The 25604-nt window shown below is 56.1% G+C and carries 16 protein-coding genes and 2 pseudogenes; 3 read left to right on the top strand and 15 right to left on the bottom strand.

The annotated features are described in order from the left end of the window. Positions 1-348: 348 nt before the first annotated feature. The 10 genes and pseudogenes from brxL to T8A63_RS11390 form a co-directional block, all read right to left on the bottom strand. The gene (gene brxL, locus T8A63_RS11430; protein ID WP_322343876.1) at positions 349-2400 is read right to left on the bottom strand and encodes a BREX system Lon protease-like protein BrxL; all 2052 of its coding nucleotides are present in this window, start codon (positions 2398-2400) and stop codon (positions 349-351) included. Further along, the gene (gene pglZ, locus T8A63_RS11425; RefSeq protein ID WP_322343875.1) at positions 2397-4742 is read right to left on the bottom strand and encodes a BREX-1 system phosphatase PglZ type B; all 2346 of its coding nucleotides are present in this window, start codon (positions 4740-4742) and stop codon (positions 2397-2399) included. Before pglZ ends, brxL begins: the two co-directional genes overlap by 4 nt. Continuing rightward, a complete protein-coding gene (locus T8A63_RS11420; protein ID WP_322343874.1) occupies positions 4739-8158 on the bottom strand; it encodes an Eco57I restriction-modification methylase domain-containing protein in 3420 nt (1139 codons plus the stop codon). Before T8A63_RS11420 ends, pglZ begins: the two co-directional genes overlap by 4 nt. Positions 8159-8167: 9 nt before the next feature. Then, complete coding sequence (gene brxC / locus T8A63_RS11415; protein WP_322343873.1) at positions 8168-11611, bottom strand: BREX system P-loop protein BrxC; 3444 nt, start codon at positions 11609-11611, stop codon at positions 8168-8170. Positions 11612-11625: 14 nt separating this feature from the next. Then, positions 11626-12177, bottom strand: coding sequence for a BREX protein BrxB domain-containing protein (locus T8A63_RS11410; protein ID WP_322343872.1), 552 nt, complete (start codon positions 12175-12177; stop codon positions 11626-11628). Further along, a complete protein-coding gene (locus tag T8A63_RS11405) occupies positions 12174-12950 on the bottom strand; it encodes a hypothetical protein (protein ID WP_322343871.1) in 777 nt (258 codons plus the stop codon). The genes T8A63_RS11410 and T8A63_RS11405 overlap by 4 nt, the downstream gene beginning before the upstream one ends. A gap of 16 nt (positions 12951-12966) precedes the next feature. Then, entirely contained in the window at positions 12967-13827 is an 861-nt protein-coding gene (locus tag T8A63_RS11400; RefSeq protein WP_322343870.1) for a WYL domain-containing protein, read from the bottom strand. A gap of 239 nt (positions 13828-14066) precedes the next feature. Further along, a pseudogene (locus T8A63_RS22410) lies at positions 14067-14153 on the bottom strand (HGGxSTG domain-containing protein); the annotation flags it as partial. Between the two features lie 257 nt (positions 14154-14410). Continuing rightward, on the bottom strand, positions 14411-15676 hold the full coding sequence (locus T8A63_RS11395) for an McrC family protein (RefSeq protein WP_322343869.1): 1266 nt from the start codon (positions 15674-15676) through the stop codon (positions 14411-14413). Then, positions 15673-17928 carry an McrB family protein gene (locus T8A63_RS11390; protein WP_322343868.1) on the bottom strand — a complete coding sequence of 752 codons (2256 nt, stop codon included), beginning with the start codon at positions 17926-17928 and terminating at the stop codon, positions 15673-15675. The genes T8A63_RS11395 and T8A63_RS11390 overlap by 4 nt, the downstream gene beginning before the upstream one ends. Before the next feature lie 463 nt (positions 17929-18391). Between T8A63_RS11390 and T8A63_RS11380 the strand changes: the two genes are divergently transcribed. Continuing rightward, positions 18392-18760, top strand: a complete 369-nt coding sequence (locus T8A63_RS11380) for an alpha/beta hydrolase (RefSeq protein WP_322343867.1) — start codon at positions 18392-18394, stop codon at positions 18758-18760. On the opposite strand, the gene T8A63_RS11375 is transcribed toward T8A63_RS11380, so the two are convergent. Both T8A63_RS11375 and T8A63_RS11370 read right to left on the bottom strand, forming a co-directional pair. Then, a protein-coding gene (locus T8A63_RS11375) for an IS5-like element ISPso2 family transposase (RefSeq protein WP_132446695.1) occupies positions 18744-19501 on the bottom strand; the annotation gives its coding sequence in 2 pieces (ribosomal slippage) (positions 18744-19165 and positions 19165-19501; 759 coding nt in all). The two genes, T8A63_RS11380 and T8A63_RS11375, sit on opposite strands and share 17 nt — an antisense overlap. Before the next feature lie 184 nt (positions 19502-19685). Further along, positions 19686-19898, bottom strand: a pseudogene (locus T8A63_RS11370) (integrase core domain-containing protein); the annotation flags it as partial. Positions 19899-20154: 256 nt separating this feature from the next. Here T8A63_RS11370 and T8A63_RS11365 point away from each other — a divergent pair. Then, complete coding sequence (locus T8A63_RS11365; protein WP_322343866.1) at positions 20155-20703, top strand: HutD family protein; 549 nt, start codon at positions 20155-20157, stop codon at positions 20701-20703. A gap of 269 nt (positions 20704-20972) precedes the next feature. On the opposite strand, the gene T8A63_RS11360 is transcribed toward T8A63_RS11365, so the two are convergent. The 3 genes from T8A63_RS11360 to istA are packed head-to-tail and all read right to left on the bottom strand — an operon-like array spanning position 20973 to position 23806. Further along, positions 20973-21494, bottom strand: a complete 522-nt coding sequence (locus T8A63_RS11360; protein WP_322343865.1) for a UTRA domain-containing protein — start codon at positions 21492-21494, stop codon at positions 20973-20975. A 51-nt stretch (positions 21495-21545) separates the two neighbouring features. Next, positions 21546-22310, bottom strand: a complete 765-nt coding sequence (gene istB / locus T8A63_RS11355; protein ID WP_058317429.1) for an IS21-like element helper ATPase IstB — start codon at positions 22308-22310, stop codon at positions 21546-21548. Beyond that, entirely contained in the window at positions 22307-23806 is a 1500-nt protein-coding gene (istA, locus tag T8A63_RS11350) for an IS21 family transposase (RefSeq protein ID WP_416153249.1), read from the bottom strand. The genes istB and istA overlap by 4 nt, the downstream gene beginning before the upstream one ends. A 163-nt stretch (positions 23807-23969) precedes the next feature. On the opposite strand from istA, the gene tnpC reads away from it, so the two are divergent. Further along, entirely contained in the window at positions 23970-25562 is a 1593-nt protein-coding gene (gene tnpC, locus T8A63_RS11345; RefSeq protein ID WP_322343863.1) for an IS66 family transposase, read from the top strand. Positions 25563-25604: the final 42 nt, after the last annotated feature.

Below are 25604 nucleotides of genomic sequence, written 5' to 3'. Positions count from 1 at the left end.
CGACGGCACCTGCCGCCATGCGATCAGAATACAAGCTGATCCATCATGCGCGTGCCGCTGGAAAAAGACATGCGGTCTTACGACAGAGGCAAGCTATTTTGCACGTTCAAGCGCTCCTCGTTGCCCCGCCGCGCGCGCGAATTAGCGGTAGCAGACGGTGCCATTATGCGTCTGTCAGGAGGCGAAATGCTTTTGTTCGGTGATCGGGGTCTAAAGTTTGGCGCTCAAGCCGCGCAAGCTGCAATAGCAGTTGCCGGTTACAGACCATCCAATAGCTTTTCCAAATTTATGACGCTCTCGGGTCAGAAAAGATAGGTACGCATTCGCTGTCTTGCTAGGCGCCATTGTCTAAGGGGCATCAGGGATCGCCTTCAGAAGTGCGTCACGAGCGTCTAAATAAAACTGAATATCAACCTTCGTTGCCATGTCGTCAGACAAGTCGAACAGTTGGCGCCTGCATGCAACCGGCATCAATACCGCAGTCGCTCCCTTTTCGACCGCGATCTCCACCATCTCCACAGGGTTGTGAAGGGTTTCGATCGATCCTCCGAGATTGACCTCACCGACAATTACAAGCCCGCCACGCGTAGTTTTCTTTAATAGCGCGGTGCATAAAGCCACTAGCGCCGCGACACCTGTTTTTGAACCAGACTTCGCTGCGTCAAAGGCCCTAAGCTGAACTGAGAACTCGTGATGACGTGGATCTTTGTCTCCAACTAGCTGAGCCGCTCGCGCATACAAGTTTTGTTCGGCATAACCGATGCTCTCCTTAAAGGCTGCAGGGACCGGTTTGTTGAGAATCCGCACTCCAGAGCCTGGGCCTTCGTTAACTTCAATTCGGAACAACCCCGGGTGTTCACCTTCGCCTCCCGGCCCAATTGTCCAAACTTGGCCAGGTTCGAGGGGATCACCTGCGATACTATTGTCATTCTGTAGCTCAGGTGTTGAGATGAATTTTTCCACACCGTCGTCGCCCATAGTATAACTGAAGTGGGTGTTTCGGAATTCCGCCGCACCCACGCGCTTCTGCTGCTCTTTCACACGGCGACGCGCTTCAAGCGCAATCCGCACAGCCCACTCGATATCCTCCTCACTCACGTTATCGGCGGTCGGATAAAGAAGCTTAAGGAGTCCGCTTGCCGTCTTGTTTACGGCATTTGTGTCGCGCCCCGACAAGGCTCCGCCGAAATAGACTCTTCCCTGAAGCAAGCCAACGCGACTCTCGTTACGTAGCTGGCTCCAGCATTCCGAAAGGAAGTCGCTCACTAGGCCAAAATGTGAAGTCAGTAGTTCCTTGCTAATTTTGGGCACGTCCCAACCGGGCAAGAAAGCATGGATCCGATCCATGAAGGCAGTATCGTCTCGCATCTCTGGAGGCATCGGACCAAAGAGGTGACCAATGCGTTGTTGATGCTCGACATCGACATCAAAATTCCCGACCAGCACGATGCTTCCGTCCGCGCGAATGCTTTCTTTACCTCTGCTAAACTCACCCGATTCCATGTAGCCTTTCATAATATTGACGCCGTCTTTCTGATCAAACGATACCCCTGAGACTTCGTCGAAACAGACAACATCGTACTGGCAAACCAGGCCCCGTTGCCCATTGGAATTGTTAACGAACATTTTGGCTACCGTGGCTTTTCCGCCTGAAATCAAGTGGGCATATGGTGAGACCTGTTGAAATAGGTGGCTTTTCCCGGTGCCTCTTGGGCCGAGCTCGACCAGGTTGTAGTTTCGCTCAACGAATGGCACCATTCGCAGCATTATGGCATCCCTTTGACGTACCGTGAGGTCGCCAGGCTCTAAGCCAATTGAACGCAGCAGGAAGTCTTTCCATTCTGCCGTACTAAAGTTCTGGCGCGCTTTCGCGAGGTCGCCAAGTACGTCACGTTTGGAGAGCTGAATTTCCCGTAGCGCCGTAATCCCGAAGGGACGGCCCTTACTTTCCTGTGCGATCGATGCGTCGTAATTAAGGGTGACCTCGGCGTAAAACCCTCCAGTCAACATTCGCTCATGTTCCTGTATTTGCTCAGGATTGATCCGGACGTCTGTCAGTCTCAAGCTTGGCAGCGACGCGACATAGGAGTCTGTTTTAGCGTCCAGCCTAGCGGTGATGATATCAATTATTTTGACGCTGCCTTCTTCGCGAGCCCGAGCCTTAAAAAGCTCCTCTTCACCGGCACGAACCGTTCGCGATTTCAACTGTCGTTCAACAATTTCTAGACCTTCTTCGATTTCTTCGGGATCAATGCTGGCGCAATATCTGCCCAGCAGGAACTCCACCACGTAAGTTGGAACCGGATACTGTCGGCTGAAGGTTCGGACCAAGTCCTTTCGAACGAGATAACCATCGAGGATGGCTGCCGCCTTTCGGTCAATGTCGTCAAGCTCGATCATCCCCCAACTCCGCCTATGCTTATTGATACTTGACCGACAGTTGCACTATTTTCGTTGACAATGACCAGTGTTGCCTCGGTCCCTTCGAGGTCCTCGTTGTCGACTACGACGGATGCTGACCCTGAGGCTGAAAAAGGCTTTGGTTTTACGACGACGGTGCTGCTCGGGTTGGCCGGCTGTAGGCGGATATCAAGCGTTAGAGTTTCATTGGGAACAGTGAGCACAGCTGTGCAGCGCAGTCCCTTCCAAACGACATCTGAGATTTCGACGTTCGTCGCGAGAACACCGGATGATGGTTTCACTTTCAGGTGAAGGGTTAGGCATTCTTGGAGACTCAATCCACCGTGAGTGTACTCCTGCCCCAAGCGGAAACAGGCAATGCCATTGGCAAGGGCGAAGTGATGGGAAGGGTTCCAAAACCATGGAAACACGGGAGTATCTGTCTGCGCCCCGGGCTTTATAGCTGCACAACGACCCCATTTGTTCACTGACCATGCAGATGGCAGTTCGGTTTTGGGCAACCCTCCTGGCATTATGAGCCATCCGTGGTCGGTGACAATTCGTACGTTCTTCCACCCGCCTTCTAAGAGTTGGACGATGCGGTTTTCCACCTCCGAAATCAATACGTCGAGGTGGCGAGCCAGTTTCCAACCGCGCTCGTGGCCTTCGTGGTCAATGTCACCCAATTCCGTCCAGGCTGTTCCAGACGGATCGCCAACTTCACTTCGAGCCAGTATTTGATATCCCGAATCAGCTATCAGTTTCTTGAAATGATAGCCGCCCCTGAGAGACTGCCCGGATGCAGCGACGGAGGGATCGAATTCTTCGCTCTGGTCGCGTCCTGCGATCTCATGCAACACCGGTGACACTGCAGGTTTCGCTGTCGAGGTAACGCTTGGCAAAGCCGACCACACTGGGGCTTCGATCACCTCCAGTCCGGAGCCTTCTAGTTTGGATGATAACCGTTTCCCAAGGTCAAACCTCAATCCATCAACGAACAGTATGCATTCGGAGCTTATCTGGCTGGTTTTGGGTTTTGACGCAATTGAGCCGCCAGGATAGCCTTCACTTTCAACTAGTTTCTGAACGTGGCGCGCGGACGCTTCTGCCCAAGGCAAGTAGATCGATCGTAGCGCGGCAATCACTGACGCGGCATTAGCGTCCGTATTGGCCTCCTGTAACGCGGACAGTACTGCATCGTCTGCCTTCCAGCTTCCTTTGGTGTAGCTGCTTTCGACATCATTCAGCGTCCCGCCTGCCAGAGATTGCCTTGTGATTTCAGCCAGAACAGCAAGATGCTTGAGCGACTTGGCAAGCGGTGCTTGCCCCATTTCAGCCCAAACCAGAGTTCGCCTCGCCGAATGTGCTTTTTCGAGTTCCTTCAAGGCCGTTCGCGCCTGCGCATCGGTCGACGTCCCGAGGGCCAGGAGTTTTTGACGCAGCGCCTCTTCTTCGGCATCGTTCCATTGCGGCCACGCGCCCTTTGTCGAAATGTCGCTCAATAAATCAAAGGACGGCATTTGGCATTTGCGAAGCGTATCGGGGATGTTCGGGTATCGCTGCGGTGCTTCGCAGAACCGCTCCCAGACGGCGCCCCACTGACCCTCGCGCCCCGCAAGCTTTTCAGCACCTGTCAGAACGCCAGCGGTTCTGGGGTCGAGGCCGAGCTGTGTGACGCAGATATCGCTGAACGCTCCCCAGGCCGCCGTACCGATGCGTTCGGCGTAGGCGTCGCCCTGATCGATCCAAGTCAGCACATCACGCGTCAGATCTCCGCTGGTCAACAGGCCGTTGAAGAAATCCCGGTCCAGCCTTTTGCCTTCAAGCGCGGAAACCTCTTGCTCGAGCACTTCGTTCAGTGCGGTGATCATGGCGGCGCGGGTATCGCCGTCCGCTGTAACCTCGAGGCCAAGGCCTCCTTGCGCAGACTTCAAAAACGCGAGAACAGTCCAGTCCTTGGCGCTGACCTGTGACCAGATCGTGCCGCGATATTGCAGTTCTGCGAGGGGTTTGAGGGCGTCGGGGCATTCGTTCACGGCACGCAGGTCGGTTCGCGCCACACCAGGCAGGTACAGGATCGGGACGCTGCCAACCGGGAAGTCGATGCCGTCCAGGGTTCCCGCTATGGCACAGCGCAACCAAATCGCAGGGCCGGTCCGCCGATCTGGGGCGTAGTCGCCCAGCACCACCATTTCCGGCAGGGCATCCTGAAGCTGCGGAACAACCGCTTGCCACTGCCGATCAGGATCGGGCCAAAGGATGCAGGCAGGTTTGACCTGCACCTCCGGGTTATAGGCCGCCGCACCACGGACAGCGTTCTGTAAGCGGTCGATCACCTTCACTTGGCAGCCTCCCGCGCAGCCTTCTTCTCGGCCAGGCTCAGGTGATGATCGTTGATGCGGTCGCCGTTGAACGTATCGAACCATGGGGCAGAGGCGACATCCTTGCCGCGATCCTTGGTCCATTTGATGTTGGGCTTGTCGCGCAGGACGCCCGCATCACGCTTGGACACATCGCCGACGGTCATGAAGGGGCGGATGTTCAGGCGCACGCCGTCGTTCAGATCGGGGTCCCAGCCGATCGGCTGTTCCTCCAGCGGCTTCCAACGCACGAAGATGTCGTGGGGGGCTTCGCCCTCCAAGATGAGCTCAAGCTTTTTTTTCAACGCGTCGGCGGCGGCGAGTTTTTCCTGAGCGCCGTCAACACCGCGGGCGATGTCGTCGCGTTGGGTTTTCATCCAGTCGCCGAGATAGGTGTAAATCAGAGTCTCGAGCGTCTTGCCATCCAGCTTATGGTAGTTGACCAGCGCGGCAAAGCCGTCCTTGAGGCCGTCCCATATGTGCCAGATGAAGGGGCGATGCTGGAACAGCTTGCAATGCTGCGTGAAGAACTTGTCGCGCAACCAGCTGTCCAGGGATTTGCCAGTGTGACCGGCGCTGGCCAGCAGCTGGGGCAGCGTGCTGGTCCTCCAGGCGTCGCCATAGGCGGCGGCGAGCAGGTTCAGCAGACGATCTTCAGCTTTGGTTTCGCCTCGGATCGGCGGGATGCAGACAATACCGTCGTCATCCGCGTGGGGCAGCAGGGCGTCGCAGCGGTACACCCATGCGCGCTGCTCGTCTGCCAGTTCCATGCTCGGATCGAGTTCCGCTGGCCAGCGATAGCCAAGCAGGCGGGCGACCGCGACGTGGAGCACGGTCTCATCGGTGCGGTGCGAGCCTTCAGCGGTCCATTTGGCGTCTTGATCCCAGATGACAGAACCGCAAGGATGGCCGTGGAATATCCATTGTGTTGGGTCGCTTGTGTATGGTTTGGGAGTTCCCTTTTGATACTCCTGAGATGCAATTTCGTGCCATTTTTCATAATCAAAAGGTATATTCACAAGATAACTTGGTGGAACCTCAGGTTTTTTATACACTGCGCGAACAGTTTCTATAAACTCCGAACTCATGCAAAAAGAATAAACTGCACCCAGGTATTCTGGACGCTTTGGAGAAATTACACCAATGTCTGCAGAGAATTTGTCTCCTGAATAAAGTGTCCTGTTCAAGCTCCCCATTCGGTTAATTGTGACTCCTGGAGCGTTCCAGTAAGGCTTCCCCCTGCGCCAGCTTTGAACCGCATGGTTTAGATGTTTGAGGCTGTCAGCCAAATTAGCAAGCTGCCCCGATTCATTCTCCCAAAGAATAATGGCTTTCCTGCCCCCAACGACGGAAGTTTCATCAGCTGTTTCGTGAAGAAAATCCCATACATCGCTATGGTTTAGTATCTCCCAAAAGTACCGTTCAAACCGATTTTTTTCACCCGTTGATAGACCTTGGAGCGCGTTGGCGTAGTCACCAAGCTTGCTACCTCCTACAGATTGAATGGCTGTAAGCTGATGTTTTTCACTTTTTCGCGCAACATTCTGATTGAGAAACGCCATTTTGGCATTAGCCATCTCATGCTCTTTTTTCTGTGGGCTTTTTGCCTCAGAAACATCTAAGAAAGCGATTTCTTGATCACTACCGGGTGCGATATTTGAAGTGATTGAAGTAAGAACTTGTGCGCCAACCGGATAGGAAAAGGCGCCGCCACCCAAATTGCAAATCATATCCATCGTGAAGTTCTCTAGCAAAAACTTGCGAAAACGCTTCTCCTGACTTTGGACCAGCCAGCCTTGAGGCATGACAACTGAAAACGCGCCAGATTTTTTACAGAAGTCTGCGCAACGTTTGTAGAACACTAAAGCGAGGTCTGATTTCCCAATCTCAAAGTAGCCTCTAACGAAGTCTGTTAGCGTTTCCGAATACTTTAGCTGTCCCAGATACGGAACATTGGTCATCACAAAGTCATATTTCCGCGAAAGTAACAGGGCTGCTTTCGATAGTCCAAAAGCAACAATTGCAGTCTCTGCTTGTACGACAGTCTGCTCTTTGGACATTGCGGCGCTTAATGCTTCAGATAACTCGGACCAGTCAACAATCTTTGAAGCAGCAGATTTCGCCGGGTTCAAAAGGCTGCCAAGCACTGGTGCTTCGCGGAACGTATCATGCATCCAGTCCAGTGCGATGCTCAGGTTATGCTTGCCAAGGCCAAGCTGCTTCCATTCATCCTTTGCCACACTGACAGACAGGCCGGAGCAGGCGAGGTTCAGTTCCGGCAGCGTGCGGTAACCGCCCGCACCCGGGTATTTCCACGCCGTCAGCGCCAGCGCAAAAGCCGCCAATTCCACACAGCGCTGGTCTATCTCCAGCCCATGGATGTTCTCGCGCAGAACCGCATCAACCGCGTCCTGTGCGCTTAGGCCATCCCGCTCTATCCGCATCGGCACCAGCATCAGGAAGATCGACACAAGGAAGTGCCCCGATCCGCAGCAGGGGTCGAGCATGGTAAGGTCTTTCAGCTGTACCGGCCACCCATCAAAGGTTCCGGCCGCCGGGGCCCAGGTGCCGTCCTCGTCCTGGACAAAGCGTAGGTAATCGAGCGGCACACCGGGAATAGACGCCTTGCGGCGCAGCTCCTCTTCGCTGGTCGCGGTTTTCAGATCCTGCTCTGTCAAACGACGGGCGGCCCACCATGCGCCCAAGCCGTTGTCCAACAGGAAGCTGACCATATAGGGTTCGGTGAACAGCTGCGTGACGGCGGGCAGTTCCCGCGCGCCGATTTTCACCTCGGATTTGTTGATCTGCTCTTTGTTGTCCGCCTGCCAGAACTGGTAGACCCAGCCGAGCGAGTCCGACGCCGTGAAGACTTCGGCCGGCAGGCTTTCGACATGCTTTTCCAGCCGCTGCTGATACTCCGGCGACAGGAACAGCTGGAACACAGGGGAGTCCAGCCGGAAGATCTGTGGCAGCATCCGGGCCGCGTACTGCGCCGCCAGTTCCCATCCGTTGGCCGCACCTTCATCGGGCGCAAGGTCTTCACATTCCTCGAGAGAGACGGCGACCGGCCCACTCGGGTCGGGGTACATGAGCAAGTTGTTCTCGGCCAGGAAGCGGGCAAAGAGCATGCGGTGCCAATGCTCGTACCCGACTTCTTCTATCAGCCGGTCAAGCTCTTGCGTCTGGCGTTCGTTAAGGCGTCTGTCGCCCAGCTGACGCCCGTGAATGCGCAAGCGCCTTCTAAGATCGCGTTCGTCTTCCGAGAGGTGCGGGAAAGCGGTTGCTTCGCCCACGCCCAATTGCTGCAGCGCGGCCTCGGCAGCTTCTTCCGCCACTGTCCGCGCCGCTTTTACAGTGCGCTCCAGTTGGTTTCGTAGGGTCTTTTCAAGCGACTGCATTCGGGCGTCCTATCGAATAATCACGGGGCCCTGAGCAAGGGCTGCGGCAAGGTCTTTGCGGGCTTCGTCGAGCCATGCCTCGAGGTCCGCCTCGGACTTCAGCGTGCGGCTGGGCAGATGGATGGTCTTGGCCGTTGGCTCCATCATCTCAGCCGCTTGGGTCTGAACCTCATTGAAGCGGGATGAGAGCGACTTCACCCGGTCTTCAAACGCGGACAATGTCAAAGTCTGCAGTGTCTGAAGGACCTCAGCAGCGCTGCCGACCTTCACTTCCGGCATGTCACTGTTGGTCAGTTTCTGTTCGGCGAGAAGGCGGTTACGTTGATCAGGCTTAAGCTTCTGCCAGTTATCGTCGGCCTTTAGCTTGGCTATTCCAGCCTCGTGCTGCTGTTTGTAAGCCCCCACGAGACGATTAAGTTCGTCACGAAGCATCTGCGTGAAACTGGCGACCAGCGGCTTTATTGGATCAGGATCAGCCAGTAATTGACGCTGATCCTCGATTGCTTGGACCTGCGTACGCAACACTTCAGCGTCAGTCAGGCCGTTGGCCCTTTCCGCAAGGCGTCGCAGGGTTTCCCAGCTCGGCCAGCGAGCGTCGATTTCTTTTGCCTGTAAGGTCCAAGCATCAATAGAGGATGTGAGTTCGTCCCTGCTGTTGTAGATGGACAAGAGCTGTTCGTTGCCAGCGGCTCGTCTAATATCATCGACCAAAGTCAGGTCGGGGGTCTTAGGCTTTGGAGCCTCGCCCCCCGCACGTTTGGCGAGATCCGTGATACTTTGAACAAACTGCGGAATCGACGAAAGCTCCTCACCTTGTTTCGCGGCAATTCCGACCTTCTGAAGAACCTTTCGAATTTGAATGCGCTGCGGAGTTGAGATGGTCGTTGCTTCGACAATGAATGACGCCTTGCCAATCGATTTGCGTTCCAATGTCTTCGCATCACAAGCGCGGTGCTGTTCGTCCTCTGCTCTGATCAATCCGGACACAAGAAGTGCTAGTAGTGCGCCATCGACTGCATCACGCGACCAGCCAAACGGCGGACCCTCAAAATGATCTCGGATGTCCGTTCCCTTTTTCCCTCCGGCGATGAACGATAGGACAGCTTTGCAGACAGCGTTCTTTTCAGGCTCCCCTTCATGGCCGACTGCTTTCAGGGCGTCCGGCGCTCCCTTGTGGGCGTTATCATACACTTTGGACCAGCCAGTATTGTCCGCGACCGCAAACTGGGGGTAGAGCCTGGTGAGCGAGTTCTCTGCCCCTTCAGTAACTGTTGCCTGCAGCCCATTCCCGGTTAGCTCGTTACCCCCACCTTGGAATACGCGGGCGCCGGACATGGCCTCCAAGATCAATTCGTTGATTTTCGCTTCGGCAACCTGACGAATGGTCTCCATCGCGCCGCGCGCTTCCTTTCCTTCAGGGTTGTCTGGAGCGCCACGCTTATCGAGAGTTGCACTAGCCGCCTTGAACTCAAGAATATTGTTTCGCAGATCATCTGCAGAGCGTCGGGGGATAAAGACAAATACCGTGGGGGATTGATTGCCAGCCTGACGAGCGTCTGCGCGAACCGAATTGTCGTCAGTTGCCCAGCCGTCACGTATCCACACATAGATTCTCTTGTTGGCATCGGGCGGAAGCGATGGATCGAAGATCGCGCTCACATCCCGTGTCACTTTTGAGTCGCCATGAGGTAGCGAAACACGCCCAACAAGAGTACCAAATTTCTTCCGGATGAGGTCATCGCGTTCTGCTTCGATACGATGCGATTGGTTTGCTAACGTGGCTTTCTGACTGAGGAACTCGTCGTTCCAAGCCGAGCTTTCTTCTGTCTGTATTCGATACTCATCGCCGACTCGCATGATGAGATCGCACGCGTCGAGAAGCTTAGGCAGCTTGCTTCGAAGCCCAGAAGAGCCCGTTGGAAGATCGTCGACTAGCAGATCTGCGATTGTATCAATCGTCGCCTTAATTCCAATTTCAGAATTAGTGCTTCCGATCTTGTTGATCAGAAAAATGATGCCGCAAGCGCGAGCCGTTAATTTTTGATCGTCACTTCCATGTATCCAAGACATCGTCTTTTCATGCAGCTTTCGCGGCAGGATTCTGGACTGCAAAAGCTTATCCGCACCGTCAAAATAGAGGAAATCTGCCGGGACCACGAACCCAACGTTTTGATCAGCACTTTCTCTTATCGCTTTATGAATAAGACTAAGCTGGTTACGAAGCTGACTATCGGTACCCGAGGCGTCAAGAACTCGATTAGCGGCTTCCCAGAAGCGCCGACGAACAGGAAGGATAGGGTAATCCTGCGTAAAGAAAGCGACGTCATGTTGCCGGTGGCCGATGTTGGTCCCACTCAAGTGCCGTGATATCTCGCCAATATTTTCTTGCATCATAGCTTCGATATTGGGTTTGGACTCGGCGTTCTTAGCAAGTATAACCTGCCTCACCACTGCATCTACGTCCGTATCTGATAGTTCGATGCGGATAGTGAAACGACCCTGTAGCTTTGCAAGGGTGGGCGTCCCAGTGACCGCGGTTTGACCGGTTCCGACAAAAGTGAGCTTGCCGCCGAGGCTTTCGTCTTTTACTACCGCTTCGACCATTTCCTGAACTTCGATAGCTCGATCGCCACTGGTGCCAATGAATTGCTGAACTTCATCGAGTACGATCAAGGTTAAAGGAAGTCTGTTTTCGCGTGAAATGGCTGTCCGAATAGCGGAAATCATTTCCTGATTGGAGACGTCCTGAACGTTCGGATAAGTGTTTTGAAGAGCATCAATCATGGAATTGGATGAGGCAAATAGCTGTGGCTTTGCTTCGATTAGGGCTGCATGAAGCCCTTCCGCCACGTAGAAATTGGCGAGTTCTTCATCCCAGTCATATCCACTTGCTTCTACGTGAGCGCGAACCTGTTCCTCTATTCCTTCCTTCCTCAACCACATTGCGAACCGAGCGAGAGGATATTGTTCTGGCAACCCGACCGATTTAAACACAATTCTAAGCAGGGCAAGGCGAACGCTACCGCTGGCGCCAGCGCCGAGCGTTCCCGAGGCTGCGTGAAGGCCACCATAACGACGAGATTGAACCGTCAATTCCTTTAGCTGATCGCGAACGTCTTGGGGCAGGTCTGCTATGCCTCGGGCGGTCGCACCGTCGTCAAAAGTGGTGTCTAACCAAAGTGCGCGAAGCATCTTCACCATGTGGGATTTACCAGACCCAAAGAAGCCGCTGACCCAGACAGCAGGCTGCTGTGCCTGGTCAATATTTTTCAGATAGGTGTCAAGGATATGCGCCATCCCGGAGCCATACTGTCCGTCACATACAAAGGTCTCGAGCTCATACCGCAATACGTCCCTCGCAAGTGACGACGTGCCATCATTCACGTTTGCGACGCCTTCGTTGACGAGTTTACGGGCCGTGGGATCTTGCCGATAGAGCGAGCGAAGTTGCATTCGAGGTCTCTTTCTCAGTAAATTTTGTCAGCTGTTATCGGAACGGCCAAGTAGTTCCAGCCATCATAGCCGTCGAGAAGCCGATAATTATTGTCTTCGTAACTGCCGGGGAAAAATATCACGAGTCTGCCCGATACCATTGGAGCCAGGCGATCGACCACATCTTTGACTTTGAGAAACCCAAACAAACTACCAACGCCGGATATAGCAATTACACTATTGTGGGGCGACTCCATCTCAGAGATGCGGCGCTCAAAATCCAAGGCCAGATGCTCCAAGTATCTTGGATATATTGTCGCCAAAAGGCTTGGCTTTTCGAAGTAGGATTTCGCATATCGCTGTGATGCCAACCACTCTGCGAATGTGTCTGTCAGCTCGTGGAGGTGCCAATCGTGTCCAGCTTGTCTGGATGCCAATTCAAACTCATCTATTGTGGCTCTAAGTGCTCGCTCCTCGGTCTCATGATAGACGCAAAAGACCACTCGCTGGGCCGCAGCTGCGTCATCTCGCCAGGGTATAGAGATGAACTGAGCGTACGATTTCACGAGGCGCTTGACTCGGCTCATTGCAACCACTCCCGGTCGGTCCGCGGCAGTAGATTTGGAAATGAAACTTCAAACACGTCGCCAATATGGTTAATGCTCAGCCACCCTTTTTGACCCGCATGTTGTGCCAGTTCGAGGGATCGGTCCGCGTTGCAGTCCAGTAGTTTTGCGTATGGGCTACTAAAGAGCGAAAGCCCTCTGAGTCCTGCCAAGTATCCTAAGTAGACAGCATATGCGGCGTTTCCGGGTGTTGGATTGGCCTTGCAGCGGATTTTCACGGCACGACCGGACAGCTGTCCGGCTTTTGTCCAAGATGAGTTTAAGTTTTGAGCTGTTGACTTGAGCGTCGCCGCGCTGAAACGATTTGGAAAGAGCGCTTCGATATGCGCTTCCATTAACTCGCGTGGCACCGTATCGCCGACGACCTTCGAAGAAATGAAGGGCGCCGATGATCTCAAAAGCGCGTCCCGTGCGAATGCGCATTGCAGGGCTAGCAGCGAATGTCCGTCCGGATCCCGGTCCCAGAAAAACCTCAAGCCACGAAATACCAGTAGGTCCGGATCAAGTCCGTAGAGGTCAGCAAGGTGCCGGAATGTCAGTGTGCGCGTTTTTACAGATCTCTTTCCGAGCGCATTGTCCTTGATAATTGCCAAGCGATATTTCTCGCGTTCAGCAAGAGGATCCTGAACCGCGTCTAATAGTCTGCCAAGTTCATCCACCATGATTGTGCGTGAGGCATGTGCCCCACCCGTTTCGCCACTAAAACCCAAACGCTGGAGGTTTGCCTTCTCCATGTGCAAGTCTGATCCGTTACTCATTGCGAGGGCCGATCACGCCGGGGTTGAGTAGAACAATCTGCTGATCCTTTGGTTGCCGCGCAGCTGGATCTGTGTCGAGCCCGAGCCGTTTGAGCGCGTAGTGAACTATGGCGCGCCGAACGGAGATCTTTGTTTTGCCATCTCGCATTCCATAGTCGAGCGCGATTACTTTCTTTTGGCTTTCGGACAGCTCTGGGTGGGGGGCGATTTCAAGCGTGACCTGCTCTTGCCAGTCCGCATCGGCTGCATCCGTGACCTCACTGGCTTCAACACTTCCCGTCGAGATGATGCGAGAGAGCATGAAGTCCTTGAACACCTCATCCATCTGGCAGAAAGCCCGGGTGTGCCATCGGAAGCCATCGAACCCGATGGCATGGGGCGCGATCCACCGCCAACACGGCTCAGGGCGTGACAGGGACTGATACTTCACCTCGATGGCTTCTGAACGGCGGATAGCGCCGACAACTGATCGCAAAATGACAGGGTTCACACCGCGGGTGAGCGTTGGTGCGGCATCATAGGATGGCAGTTCAGCGATCCAGGTATCGTCGCTGTCCATAATTCCGTCAGCCAAAGACCGTAGCTGCGCGAGGTAGCGGCTGGCGTCAGGCTTGATGAAGTGTGGAGCATAGTCCGGTCCCCGGACATATGTCCGCGCACTTTTGTTGTAGACCATGTTGTCCGGCACGACCCCGATATAGCGGTTCAAGTCGGCGGACGCTTGGTTCACCGAAAGCCCGAACTGCTCCATCAAGTCGCTACGGTTCACATGCCCCTCCCAAAACAAGCGGAACTCGATGAACTCGATGCGCTGCGCGACACCCCAGCGAAGCTCCGACTTTTCACTAACCATTTCGCACTCCCGACTCCGCGCGTATGATTAATATGCGCGCCCATATTTTGTGCTGACTGCACGCTAGCTGGGTGTCATGTCGTGTTCAATCGAAATGCTTCGTATGCTTGTCTTTTTCGCGCTGCCGCGGTCCTGGGGGGGCAGCTAATCACTCAATCTTTAATAGGTGGATCGCCAGCTCGCCACCTTGCCCATCTTTACCGCTGAGAAGCCGCAATGCGATCCCGTCCTTCGGGCGTCTATGGCACCGAAGAGAGCCCTCCATGGGATCTGCAGCGTCGTTTCCCTGGGACAACCTTTGCTTTGCATGCAGCTCCATCTACGAGCTCGGGACCGCAGCTCGGAAGTTATTCATCAGGCAGAGGCCAATATTTCTCATCGAGACCGATTCCCCCTGTGCGGTCCAAAGCTGCATTGAATGCAGACGCGCCGCTTGCCTTCATGCCACCCCGCCTAGAACAACAGGATCCAAGCACATCATTACACTGCTTTAATCCTGAGTGCACCTGCATTGTCGTATTCGCGGCCTTCGCTATATAGCGAAAAGCGGGTCATTGGCGCATCTAGAGGCGCGTAATGATACCTACAGTGATGCCTGTTTCCGGTGCCATTCGCTCGGGATCATCCCCGCAAGATCAGCCGGAATCCCACTGCCGAAAGCAAGCTCGCGAACATCCATCGCGATTACCTCCAAGATTGGCTGTTCTTTCGTTCTGAGTACGAACTCCGTGATCTTTCCTGGCGGGCAGTCCACAGAGGCCGGGTAGACGAGCGCCAGACGACTGCAGCGGTAGCGGTTGGCATACGCGTTCATCTGATATGCGTCGCTGCTTGAAACGCCTGAGTTTGACTTGATTAAATCGAGGCGTTTCCATTTCGCATCTATGATCGCAAAGCTCTCGCTGCCGTTTTGAATAGTAATGTCGGGCCGAAGCTGGAAACCCGATATGGCAAGGTTTTTCACCGGGCTTTGCAGTCCGACTGAAATGTGATTACTCGCGCTTGCCTGACACGCATGTCGGATGCGCAGTCCCAGCACCATCTCGAAGAGCTTTTCCATGTTAAATAGCAGTGCCGAACCAGCTGCGTCGCCAGTGCGGACATCCGGAAGCAGACTTGCCAAGAGCCACCGGGCCCGTGCGAACACTGGCCCCCAGTGTCGAATTGTGCGGTCAAGGTGGAGCGCGTCAATGTCGCGGGTCGTGATCCTTCGGTCCCTTACCTCGTCGAAGCGATGGAGGAGTGCCGCCACCATCGCTCGGGTCCGTGGACTCAGCGCAAACCTAAGCAGAAGGAGGATGACCGCCTTAAGCGCTTGATTATAGGGATTGTCAAAGCTGCGCTCATCGAAACGACATAGCAGCCGCGAACGGTCGAATACGTTCGCGCACAGATGGTTGGTTAGCTCGAGCCGTCCGCGGATGGCGTTCAGGTTCTCTGTCCTCTCAGAGTATCGGGCGATGGCCCCGCCTCGTAGCGCGGATTTCACCTGGCTGCAAAAATCTTCGATGAAAACGTCTAGGAGATGATTGTGCTGGTGCCCGAGACCGGCATCGCCCACCCGCTTTGTTGCAAGTTCACCTGACCGCGCAAGCATAGCCACCAACAGTCCGCGCATTTCCTCGTTAACGCTCCCATGGTCGATCTTAGGCAGTATTTCGATCGCCAACTGCCCGGTCTGCAAGACCCCACAGAAGGGCCCAAACTTCAGTGCGCGGTGACCCCATGCGAGGGCTCCGGGGGGCAAACGTCCGGCAAGTCTTGCGATGCCTTCTGCCTCCAGTTCGCTAATTTCACCGTTCGGACCAATGCTGACGCTTTCCCTCTCGCGGAAGGTTAGGCGCCTCATTCGGGTGGCTCGTAGATCTTGCGGATCGCGTTCGGGGTGATGTCGTTTTCTCGGATAATCTCGAACGCCTCACCATCACTGATTTCGGCCGGATCCGCTTTAGGGAAGAGCAGGGCGGCACTTTGTTTCCGCGCCCGGACGAGTTGCAGTTCCTCATCTACCGCTTGGTCGGCAAGGATGTATCTGATCTGCCGCCAGTCATCATAGAACGCCTCTTGCAGGAAAGGCAGAATTTCCTGTGCAAAGACCCGGCGCAGCTTGTCGAACGATTTCACATGATAAAGGTAGCTGTGGCCAAGGGCCTGGTCTCGATGCAGCAGGCGGGACAGGCGGGCATTCATCGCCTGCAGTAATTGCCGCAGGTCGATCGTGTTGCCCTCGCCATCGTCAATTGATCCAAGCAGTTCTGGTTTCGGCGTGAGTTCTTCAAACCGGAACCGCCGCCGCAAGGCGCTGTCGAGCAGGGCGATTGAGCGGTCTGCGGTATTCATGGTGCCGATCACATCTACATTCACCGGCACCCCAAAACGCTCACCGGAGTAGGGGAGCGCCACCTCCAAGCCTTTGCAGCTCGCCAGCCGACTCCCGGTGGCATCGGTGCGGATACGCTTGTCTACCTCAACCAGCGTGATGAGCTCGCCGAAGATCTTCGCGACATTCCCGCGATTGATCTCGTCAATGAAGAGGGCGAAACGCGTATCAGGCGCGCGTCGGGCACGCTCGCAGAGCCGCTTCAGTACGCCCGGCCGTACTTCGTATGTGACGGTGCCGTCCTCCGTGATAGGACGTATCCCTTCGACGAAATCCTCGTATGCATAGCTCTGATGGAAAGTGACGAACTCGAAACGATCTCCGGCCCCATCCTCGTAACGCGGCAAATAATCGTTCTTCAGGCGATAGGTCTTACCGGTGCCTGGAGGGCCGTAGATAATCAGATTCAGCGGCGGCGCGGATTTCTTCGGCAACGCTTCTCCAGATCCCTTATCGCCCTTCGGTGCAGTTGTGTCTGTCGATACCTGTGGCAGCGCCTTCCAGAGGCGCTCCAAGGTCCTAGCCGCCTTGTGCTTGATCTCAATCCCAGAGGACTGCGGGTTCCATTCTTGGCTGGGTTCGCGGGTCTGAAGGTCTTCTAAAGGGGCAATCTCGTCGATGGTTGCGTCGCGGACGGAGTCGAATGCCACGTCCACGAAGCGCGTCACCTCTCCGGCATCGGCGCGGGCTTGTTCCCAGTGCTCTGCGTCGTACGGCGCGCGCGTAACCTTGCCGGCAGCTACAATGCCCTTCGGAGGACTGCCGGTCTGCATCAGAAAAACGCGGTCACCCTCGCGCGGTTTGCTCGAGCTGCATCGCCAGCGGTTGTCGGCCTTCTCGCCACTGATGGTCATGGCGCGGTCGTCCGCGAATGTATCCCAGTTCCATCTGGATGGGTTCCAGCTGAGGAGCCAGTTCTTTGTCTGCGTCTTCCATTGGGACTCAAATTCTTCTTGGTAAAAGTCGATGTCCGAGCCATGCTCGTGTTCCAGGCGACGGCGCAGGTCCAGCAAAGCGCGGTCGATCTCAATTGTAGTCCACTTCCGAATTTCCTTTTCCGGCTTGTCACCGAAACCTGCGAGGATAAGACGCTTATCGCTTTCGGAGCTGATCCGCTCGAAGGTCTCAGGAAACAGCAGGTGTGGCAGGATGTGAATCAATTGTCTGTTCCGGGCCCCTGGAAGGCTGCTCAACCAGCCGGAAAATGCCCAGGGGTCCGAGGCGATCTGCTCGCTGTCAGTGGCGTTGCGCGCCTTAAAATCGCGCATGGCACCGATCAGGAAAACTAACTCGCGCCACCGATGCGTATTGTAAGCAGTTCCAGCTGAGCCAATGCCCTCCAGTACGTCATCATTTATAAGCGGATGCGCTACGTCCAGGTCATCTCCAGACCAGGACCAGATCTCCTGCACGTTCTCTCGCTTCTTGGCTGCACCCACGTTGGAAGGGAATAGGAGTAACAACCATAAGGTCTCGGCCATCAGCTGCCGACAAGCGGGAGATCCTTCTGAAAGCTGCACTTTCAGTTTTGAGAGAAAATCACCTTTGCCGGCGTCGAGGTTTTTGACGAAGCGTTGGTCAAGTTCATTCAAAAGTTCGTTCGTCCAAAGGCTCTTGTCCTCAGAAAGGATCGAATGCTCAGCGGTTAGCGATCTCTTCCGCCACTGCCCCGCAGCCTCGTAAATCGGTTTGACTTGGCGGTTGGGATTATACTTTGACACAAAGGTACGCTTTCTTGGTTGCTTTATGGGGCGAGGGGGAGGCTAGACGCCAGGCCCCATTTGCCACCGACCCGAGTGTAGGTTTCGTCAACGTGCCAATCGACGCTTGCGCGACGCAGATGCCTCTCAGTCCGCTTCGTTAGTTCAGGCGAGAACTTCTGGACCCAGCGGAAGACTGTTGATCGATCGACCGCGATCCCGCGCTCTTCCAGGAGATCAACAACATCTTGGTAGGACAACGGATATCGCAGATACCAACGAATAGCGCAGAGAATGATCTCCCGGGGAAAGCGATGGCGCTTGAACGGTGATTTACGTGGCATGCTCGACCTCCAAATCATGATCGTCGCCAAGTGGCTTCGTTAATGCAACAGTCCCGATCGGGAATATTGAATGGCCCCATGCGTACGGCGTCGACCCAGCCCAGCATTTCGCCCTTGCCGGAGCAGAAAAGCTGCCGACGATGCGGTCCTTTCTGGACAAAGCGAGCGCGGCTGCCGCCCTTTCAAACGATGAAGCTGTCCTCTTTGTGCATGGCTACAACAATAATTACGCGGAAGCTGTCTACCGTCATGCGCAGATTGCTTGGGATTACGAGATGCGTGGTCCGCAGATCCATTTCGCCTGGCCATCGGCGGCTGATCCGCTGGAATACGCCTACGACCGGGACAGTGTGCTGATCGCCCGCGATACCCTTGTCCCGCTGTTGCTGGAATTGTTGCAAGAAAGTCGGCTACGGCTTTCTGTGGTCGGCCATTCGATGGGAAGTCATTTGATTATGGAGGCGCTGAGACAGATCGCCCTAGGGTCAGGATTCATAGCCAGTAGATGACGAGGGCGGCGAGGGCGATGGCCGAAAGGAAGACCTTCGGGCATCGGTCATATCGGGTGGCCACACGCCTCCAGTCCTTGAGTCTTCCGAACATGATCTCAATGCGATTGCGCCGCTTGTATCTCCGCTTGTCGTATTTGACCGGCGTCTTGCGCTTCTTTCGGCCTGGGATGCAGGCGCGTATCCCCTTGTCCTGCAACGCTTCTCTGAACCAATCGGCATCATAGCCGCGATCCCCGAGTAGCCATTTGACCTTTGGCAGGCCGCTCAGCAGGGCCCGTGCGCCGATGTAATCACTGACCTGTCCGGCGGTGACGAACAGGTCGATCGGTCGTCCCTGACTGTCGCAGATGGCGTGCAGCTTGGTGTTCATGCCGCCTTTGGTTCGACCGATCAGGCGACCACGCCCCCTTTTTTGGCGGCCATACTGGTCGCCGTTCGGTGGGCTTTAAGATACGTCGCGTCGATCATCACGGTCGTCTTCTCGCCGTGTTCTGCCGCCAGCCCGGCCATCATCCGCGCGAAGATCCCCTTCTCGCTCCAACGCTTCCACCGGCTGTAGAGCGTCTTGTGAGGACCATAGGCAGCAGGCGCATCGCGCCACCGCAAGCCATTGCGATTGATGAAGATAATCCCGCTCAGCACCCTCTTGTCATCTACCCGGGGCTTCCCGTGTGACTTGGGAAAAAAGGGAGCCAGACGGGCCATCTGCGCGTCGGTCAGCCAGAAAAGATCGCTCATATCACTGCTCCATTTTCCGAGCGGTGAATCATGCTGTGCGAGCGAAATCAATGCATCCTGACCCTAAGGGAAAACGGCTCGGAGCCGGCAAATTCTATTTCGGTCGGACCGGTAAGCATCACGTTAGGTGGCTAATGGGTATTAGTGAGCTACTCCCCATCTGTTGGACAGGATCTGGCGTAATTTAAGCTATTCGCTGCACCTGCTGATTGGGCTGGGTTTCGTATTTTCTCTGGCAATAGACCACGGCTGGCGGCCTGCCGCCAAGGGCGGAGTGTAGGCGCTGGTGGTTATAGAAGGTTATCTACTTTCGAATGCCTCCCTTCGCTTCTGACCCGCTCTGCCAAGCATGCAGATAGACGCATTCGTATTTCAATGTCCGCCAGAGCCGCTCAACTACATTCGGGGGAGGTTTAACCAAGCATGCCGTTGTCGTCGCGCTTGAAGACGATTACCGAGGAGCGCAGCAACCCTTGGCAATCGGGCCAACTGCCGCTAGGTGGCTACCGCATGCCACCGTTCTGCAATTGCTCGGCGGCTAACTCTCGGCGCAAAGCTGAAGCTGCTTTCTAATTAGCAGCGAAAGGGGTTCTCTGTTTCAGAGTGATCAGGGATCAAGGATCAGAAAGAAAGATCGCGGTGCGGGAGCTGATATGCAAATTATTCGACAGCATGATTTGGTGGAAACACCATGGAAAAACGGCGGCGGCATAACGCGTAATATCGCTCAAGAAGGAGATACAAGCGGCCCTTTGTGGCGCTTGAGCATGGCGGATGTCGATCGGAATGGGGAGTTTTCCAGTTTCCCGGGCATGACCCGTATTTTGACCGTGATCAAGGGCGATAACATGATGCTCCACAGGCCGAATGGCGCTATGCTGGCGCGCTACGCGGTGCCAATGACCTTTGACGGGTCCACGCCGATAACAGCCACGCTGGGCCAAGGGCCGATACGTAACTTCAACCTGATGTTCGATACCGCGCAATGCGTGGGTAAGGCGCGTGTTGTGCGTGAGCCTGGTGTCACTGACTTTGGGCGGGCAGATCAAACGGGCGTCCTGCACGTGATCGCGGGACACGCGCAGGTAGAGGGGGCTGTGTTGGATATGGGTGATACGGTCATCAGCACGGCCATGCCGATAAGTTTCGATTTACCTGATGATGCAGCGGCATTGATCATCACCCTGCGCGCCAAAGACTAAAGCAATGTGATACGCGGGTAGCGATCGTATGGCGTGCGCTGCGCCGCAGTGTCTGGCACGGGGGCCATAATGGTCTGCCATCGCAAATCCGTCGCTTGGTCCTGTCGGAAGGGCCGCTTTTGCAATTCTATCTGGCGACCGCCCACAAAAGGCATTTTCAGGAATGAGCTGAACCCGTCGACGATTCTAGCCAGGTAGGTAGAGGTTTGCGCTTTCACAGACGAGGCTCACATGCAGCATCGCTGAACCGTCGAACTCTGCCCGGCTGGTCAATACTGCATGGTGATGCGATGACCGCGGCGATAGGTCAGTTGCACGAAGGTGATTGTCCGTCCCTCAAGCCATGTCATGCGCTCAGTCTGAAATAGAGCATCGCCTTTGGTGCAGTCCAAGTAATCAGAGACAGCGACGTCTGCCGTGATGGCGTGGAAGCTGATTTGCGCATCGGTGAAAGGCACAGTGGACACCAGCCACTCATTAGGACCGACATCTGCAAAATCGTTCTGTTCGGCTTCGGGCAGAGCGCTCAGGTTGATCCATCGATCTTCGTGCTGATAGGGCGCGCCATCGGCATAATGCATGCAAGTTAGGTGGAGCACACGATCGTCACGATCTAATGCCATGCGGGCGCGCAGCCAGCTGGGGGCGAGTTCAGCTTTACTTTGTACCAGCGCGTAGCGATAGGTCGCGCCGATGTCTTCGATTGTCAACGGCGGAGTAAAATTCGGCCATTGTGGCGGAGCAAAAGTCGGCCAGTTTGGGGCGAGCGCCTTGGAGCGTGCGGCCCTCATATAGCAAGCCCGGTCCAAGGCGCATTGGCCGTCAGGCCAATTCTGTGAGGTTTATTTGTTAGCGGCGGCGAGGCGGGCGCGGCTTTGATTGAGGCGGTAGCTTTCGCCGTTCATCTCGAGGATGTTGACGTGGTGTGTCAGCCGGTCCAGCAGCGCGCCGGTCAGGCGTTCGGTGCCGAAGGTTTCGGTCCACTCCTCGAAGGGCAGGTTGCTTGTGATCAGGGTCGACCCTCGCTCGTAGCGCTGTGAGATCAGCTCGAACAGAAGCTCGGCGCCGGTTTTGCTCAAGGGGACGAATCCCAGCTCGTCGATGATCAGCAGTTTGACCTTGGCGAGTTTGCGCTGGAGTTGCAGGAGGCGTTTTTCGTCGCGGGCCTCCATCATCTCGTGCACGAGGGCTGCGGCGGTCACGAAGGCGACAGGCAATCCTTTCTGGCAGGCAGCCAGTCCCAGCCCGAGGGCGACATGGGTCTTGCCGGTGCCGGAGGGACCGAGCGCGATCACATTCTCCTTGCGTTCGATCCATTCGCAGCGCGCCAGCTCCAGCACCATCATCTTGTTGAGCGACGGAATCGCCTTGAAGTCGAAGCTGTCCAGGCTTTTGATGGTCGGGAACTTTGCGGCCTTGATCCGGCGTTCCACCATGCGCCGTTCCCGGTCGATCAGTTCCAGCTCGGTCAGCCGGGCCAGGTAACGCACGTGATCTACGCCTTCAGCGGCGCAGATACGGGCCTGCTTGTCATGTTCACGCAGGAACGTGGGCAGCCGAAGCGTTTTGAGATGGTGGGCCAGCAGCAGTTCGGGTGCATCCGTCATGCCCCACCTCCTGCCAGCAGGCTCATGTAGGATGCGGCGGAGGTGGTGGTGATGTTGGTTCTGGGCAGGAAGGGATAGACATCCAGATCCAGCCTCGGAGGCCTTTGCTCGACCCTGCACAAGATCAGGTGCTTGATTGCATCGAAGCTGACCGCTCCCATTCGCAAGGCATCTTTGACGGCAAGATGCAGCACGTCAATCTCGAAGCGCTCCAGAAGGCGCAGGACCTGCACATACTCGCGCTTGCCGGCCTTTCCCTGCCGGGCTTCCAGCAGTCGGCGCAGGGTTTTGAACGCTTCGGGCAACTCCCAGCCCTGCAGAGGCGCGGCCTGATCGAAGGACATGATCTTGCGTTCGATCAGCGCCAGGTAATGCAGTGGATCAAACACCATGTCGCCGGTGTCATAGGAGCGCGAATGCTCAGCGATCACCTCGGCGCCGCAGCCGATGACAACCCGGGTCACGAAGCCCTTGATCCAGACCGCACGGTGGCCGTAGGCAACCGGCACCGAATAATCATTGCCGCGATAACGCACCACCGATGTCGATGTGACCTGGCCACTTTGCAACTCACAGGCCTCAAAGGGAGTGCCGGGCAAATCCCGCATCGCCGCGAGATCGGCCTTCAGCCGTTCCCCGATGCTGACCTTGTGGCCACGCAGAACATCACCCTGGCGCTTGCGGCACTGCTCTTCCAGGTGAGCGTTGAACGCGTGCCAGTCCGGAAAGGACGGGATCGGCACCATGAAGTTGCGACGTCCGTAGCCGACCAGCCCCTCCACGGCCCCTTTGTCATTGCCCTTGCCGGGACGGCCATAGCGGTCCCGGATCACGTAATGCGACAACATCGCGCTGAACCGCTGGGTTCTTTGCCGGGAGCCATCCGGCAGAATCCGGGCTACCAGGCAGCGGTCATTGTCATAAAGAACCGACTGGGGAACCGCGCCGAAGAACGCAAAGGCATGGGCATGGCCGTCAAGCCACGCCTCGGTATTGGCCGCAGGATAGGCCCGGATGTAGCATGCATCGCTGTGCGGCAGATCGAGGGCAAAGAAGTGTGCCTTCTGCTCGACGCCGCCGATCACGACAAGCGCTTCACCAAAATCGGCCTGTGCATGACCGGGCGGATGGCTCAGCGGCACGAACATCTCCTTGCCGGTCCGCTTCCGGTCTCGAACGTAATCCTTGACGATGGTGTAGCTGCCATCAAAACCGCACTCGTCCCGCAACCGCTCGAAAATACGCTTGGCGGTGTGACGCTGCTTGCGAGGGCGGCTCCTGTCTTCAGCAAGCCATTGGTCCATCTGGCTGGTGAACGCATCCAGCTTCGGGCGCCTGATCGGCGCTGTCCGCCGATATCCCGGCGGTTCCGAATAGGCCAACATCTTCGCAACACTGTCCCGGCTGATCCCAAAATCCCGGGCAATCTGACGCCCGCTCAATCCATCCTGGAAATGAGCGTGACGCACCTTCAAATACAAGTCCACGGTGTATATCCCCAAGCCCTCCCGAAATCCGAAAGGGCAAAAGTGGACGACTTTTACGCCGCCCGCGACAACACTATGCCGTCGCTACCGTGGCCGAGTATTGCTCCGCCGTTCACACTCGGAGGCGCAAAAGGCCTGCCCATTTGGGCGTAAATCAAGCTATACTCCGGGCATGTCCGACCTGCCGCCCATCGATATATCTGCCATCCCCGAGAGCCAGCGTGAAGCTGTCTTGGCGGTGCTGCGCGAGAACAAATCGCTGAAGCAAGAGACGACCGGGCTACAAACCAAAACATCTGAGCTGGAAGTTTTGGTTAAGCGTCTGGAGCACCTCATTGCCGAGCTCAAGAACGCCACACATGGCAAGCGCTCGGAGAAGTTAAGCGAGGATGAACGGCAGCTGGCTTTTGAAGACCTTGAGGTTGCCGTCGCTGAAGTTGAGACTCAGCAAGCTGAGCAGACGCCCTCAGAGGCACGGCCTCGCAAAGCTGCCCGACGCAACCGTGGCAATCTTCCCGAAGACCTTCCACGGGTTGAGCGGGTGGTCGAGCCTCAGAGTTTGAACTGCCCCTGCGGGTGTGGCGAGATGCACCGTATAGGTGAAGACCGCACCGAGCGGCTGGATATCATTCCAGCGCAGCTGCGTGTCATCGTCACCGTTCGCCCCAAATATGCTTGCCGTTCCTGCGCTGAAGGTATCACGCAGGCCCCGGCTCCTGCGCATCTGATCGAAGGCGGGTTGCCGACTGAGGGCGCCATCGCACATGTGCTTGTCAGCAAATTCTCAGACCATTTGCCGTTGTATCGTCAAAGCCAAATCCTTGCCCGCTCCGGCATCGATATCCACCGCAGCACTTTGGCCGATTGGGTCGGCACAGCGGCTTTCCATCTGAGCCCTGTCGTGGACCGCTTGGCTGAGCATCTAAAGAAGTCCGGCAAGCTATTTATGGATGAGACAACGGCCCCCGTCCTGGACCCAGGTCGAGGCCGCACGAAGACAGGATACCTTTGGGCACTGGCGCGCGACGACCGAGGATGGGGTGGAGATGATCCGCCAGGCGTTGTCTTCACTTATGCCCCGGGTCGTGCAGGGCAGAATGCAGAACAGATCTTGCAGGGCTTTGACGGCACTCTGCAACTGGACGGCTATGCTGGCTACAACCGGCTCACGCGCCCGTCGCGGAAAGGTGGCGCGCCGATCACTGTCGCGTATTGTTGGGCACACGCACGCCGCAAGCTGAAAGAGGTCTTTGATCGAGACGGCTCAGAGATCGCCGCAGAAGGGCTGCGTCGGATCGCAGAGTTCTACCGCATTGAAAGCGAGATCCGTGGGATGGGTCCGGGTCAGCGCCTCTCGGCACGTCAGACCCGCACGGCGCCATTGGTTGCAGAGTTCGGCGAGTGGCTTCAGAGCCAACGGCGCCGGATCTCCTCGAAGTCCCGTCTCGGCGAGAAGTTGACCTATATCCATCGGCAATGGAGCGGGCTGCAGACCTTCCTGCACGACGGCCGGGTCGAGATCGACTCCAATGCAGTCGAGAACCTGATCCGCCCAATTGCATTGACACGAAAGAATGCGCTTTTTGCCGGTCACGACGAAGGTGGCCACGCCTGGGGCCGCATCGCGTCTCTCATCGCGACCGCGAAGGTCAATGATGTCGAACCGTTCGCATACCTCAAAGCGACCCTTGAAGCGATTGCGTCAGGTTATCCTGCCAATCGCATCGACGACCTACTTCCGTGGAATTTCCAGCCGTCAAGCTGATCCTAAGTGCTGCGTAGCCGCCGCTTACGGCGCACAATTAGC

Origin of the sequence: Sulfitobacter sp. OXR-159 (assembly GCF_034377145.1) — a bacterium.
Lineage (GTDB): Bacteria > Pseudomonadota > Alphaproteobacteria > Rhodobacterales > Rhodobacteraceae > Sulfitobacter.
The sequence above is the reverse complement of the archived record's forward strand: the minus strand, read 5'-3'. Positions and strand labels throughout refer to the sequence as shown.

Bases quoted from the DNA above. Each gene is read 5' to 3' on its own strand.
- brxL (WP_322343876.1), bottom strand. From the start codon at position 2,400: ATGATCGAGCTTGACGACATTGACCGAAAGGCGGCAGCCATCCTCGAT.
- T8A63_RS11420 (WP_322343874.1), bottom strand. From the start codon at position 8,158: ATGCAGTCGCTTGAAAAGACCCTACGAAACCAACTGGAGCGCACTGTA.
- brxC (WP_322343873.1), bottom strand. From the start codon at position 11,611: ATGCAACTTCGCTCGCTCTATCGGCAAGATCCCACGGCCCGTAAACTC.
- T8A63_RS11410 (WP_322343872.1), bottom strand. From the start codon at position 12,177: ATGAGCCGAGTCAAGCGCCTCGTGAAATCGTACGCTCAGTTCATCTCT.
- T8A63_RS11405 (WP_322343871.1), bottom strand. From the start codon at position 12,950: ATGGAGAAGGCAAACCTCCAGCGTTTGGGTTTTAGTGGCGAAACGGGT.
- T8A63_RS11400 (WP_322343870.1), bottom strand. From the start codon at position 13,827: ATGGTTAGTGAAAAGTCGGAGCTTCGCTGGGGTGTCGCGCAGCGCATC.
- T8A63_RS11395 (WP_322343869.1), bottom strand. From the start codon at position 15,676: ATGAGGCGCCTAACCTTCCGCGAGAGGGAAAGCGTCAGCATTGGTCCG.
- T8A63_RS11380 (WP_322343867.1), top strand. From the start codon at position 18,392: ATGCGGTCCTTTCTGGACAAAGCGAGCGCGGCTGCCGCCCTTTCAAAC.
- T8A63_RS11365 (WP_322343866.1), top strand. From the start codon at position 20,155: ATGCAAATTATTCGACAGCATGATTTGGTGGAAACACCATGGAAAAAC.
- T8A63_RS11360 (WP_322343865.1), bottom strand. From the start codon at position 21,494: ATGAGGGCCGCACGCTCCAAGGCGCTCGCCCCAAACTGGCCGACTTTT.
- istB (WP_058317429.1), bottom strand. From the start codon at position 22,310: ATGACGGATGCACCCGAACTGCTGCTGGCCCACCATCTCAAAACGCTT.
- tnpC (WP_322343863.1), top strand. From the start codon at position 23,970: ATGTCCGACCTGCCGCCCATCGATATATCTGCCATCCCCGAGAGCCAG.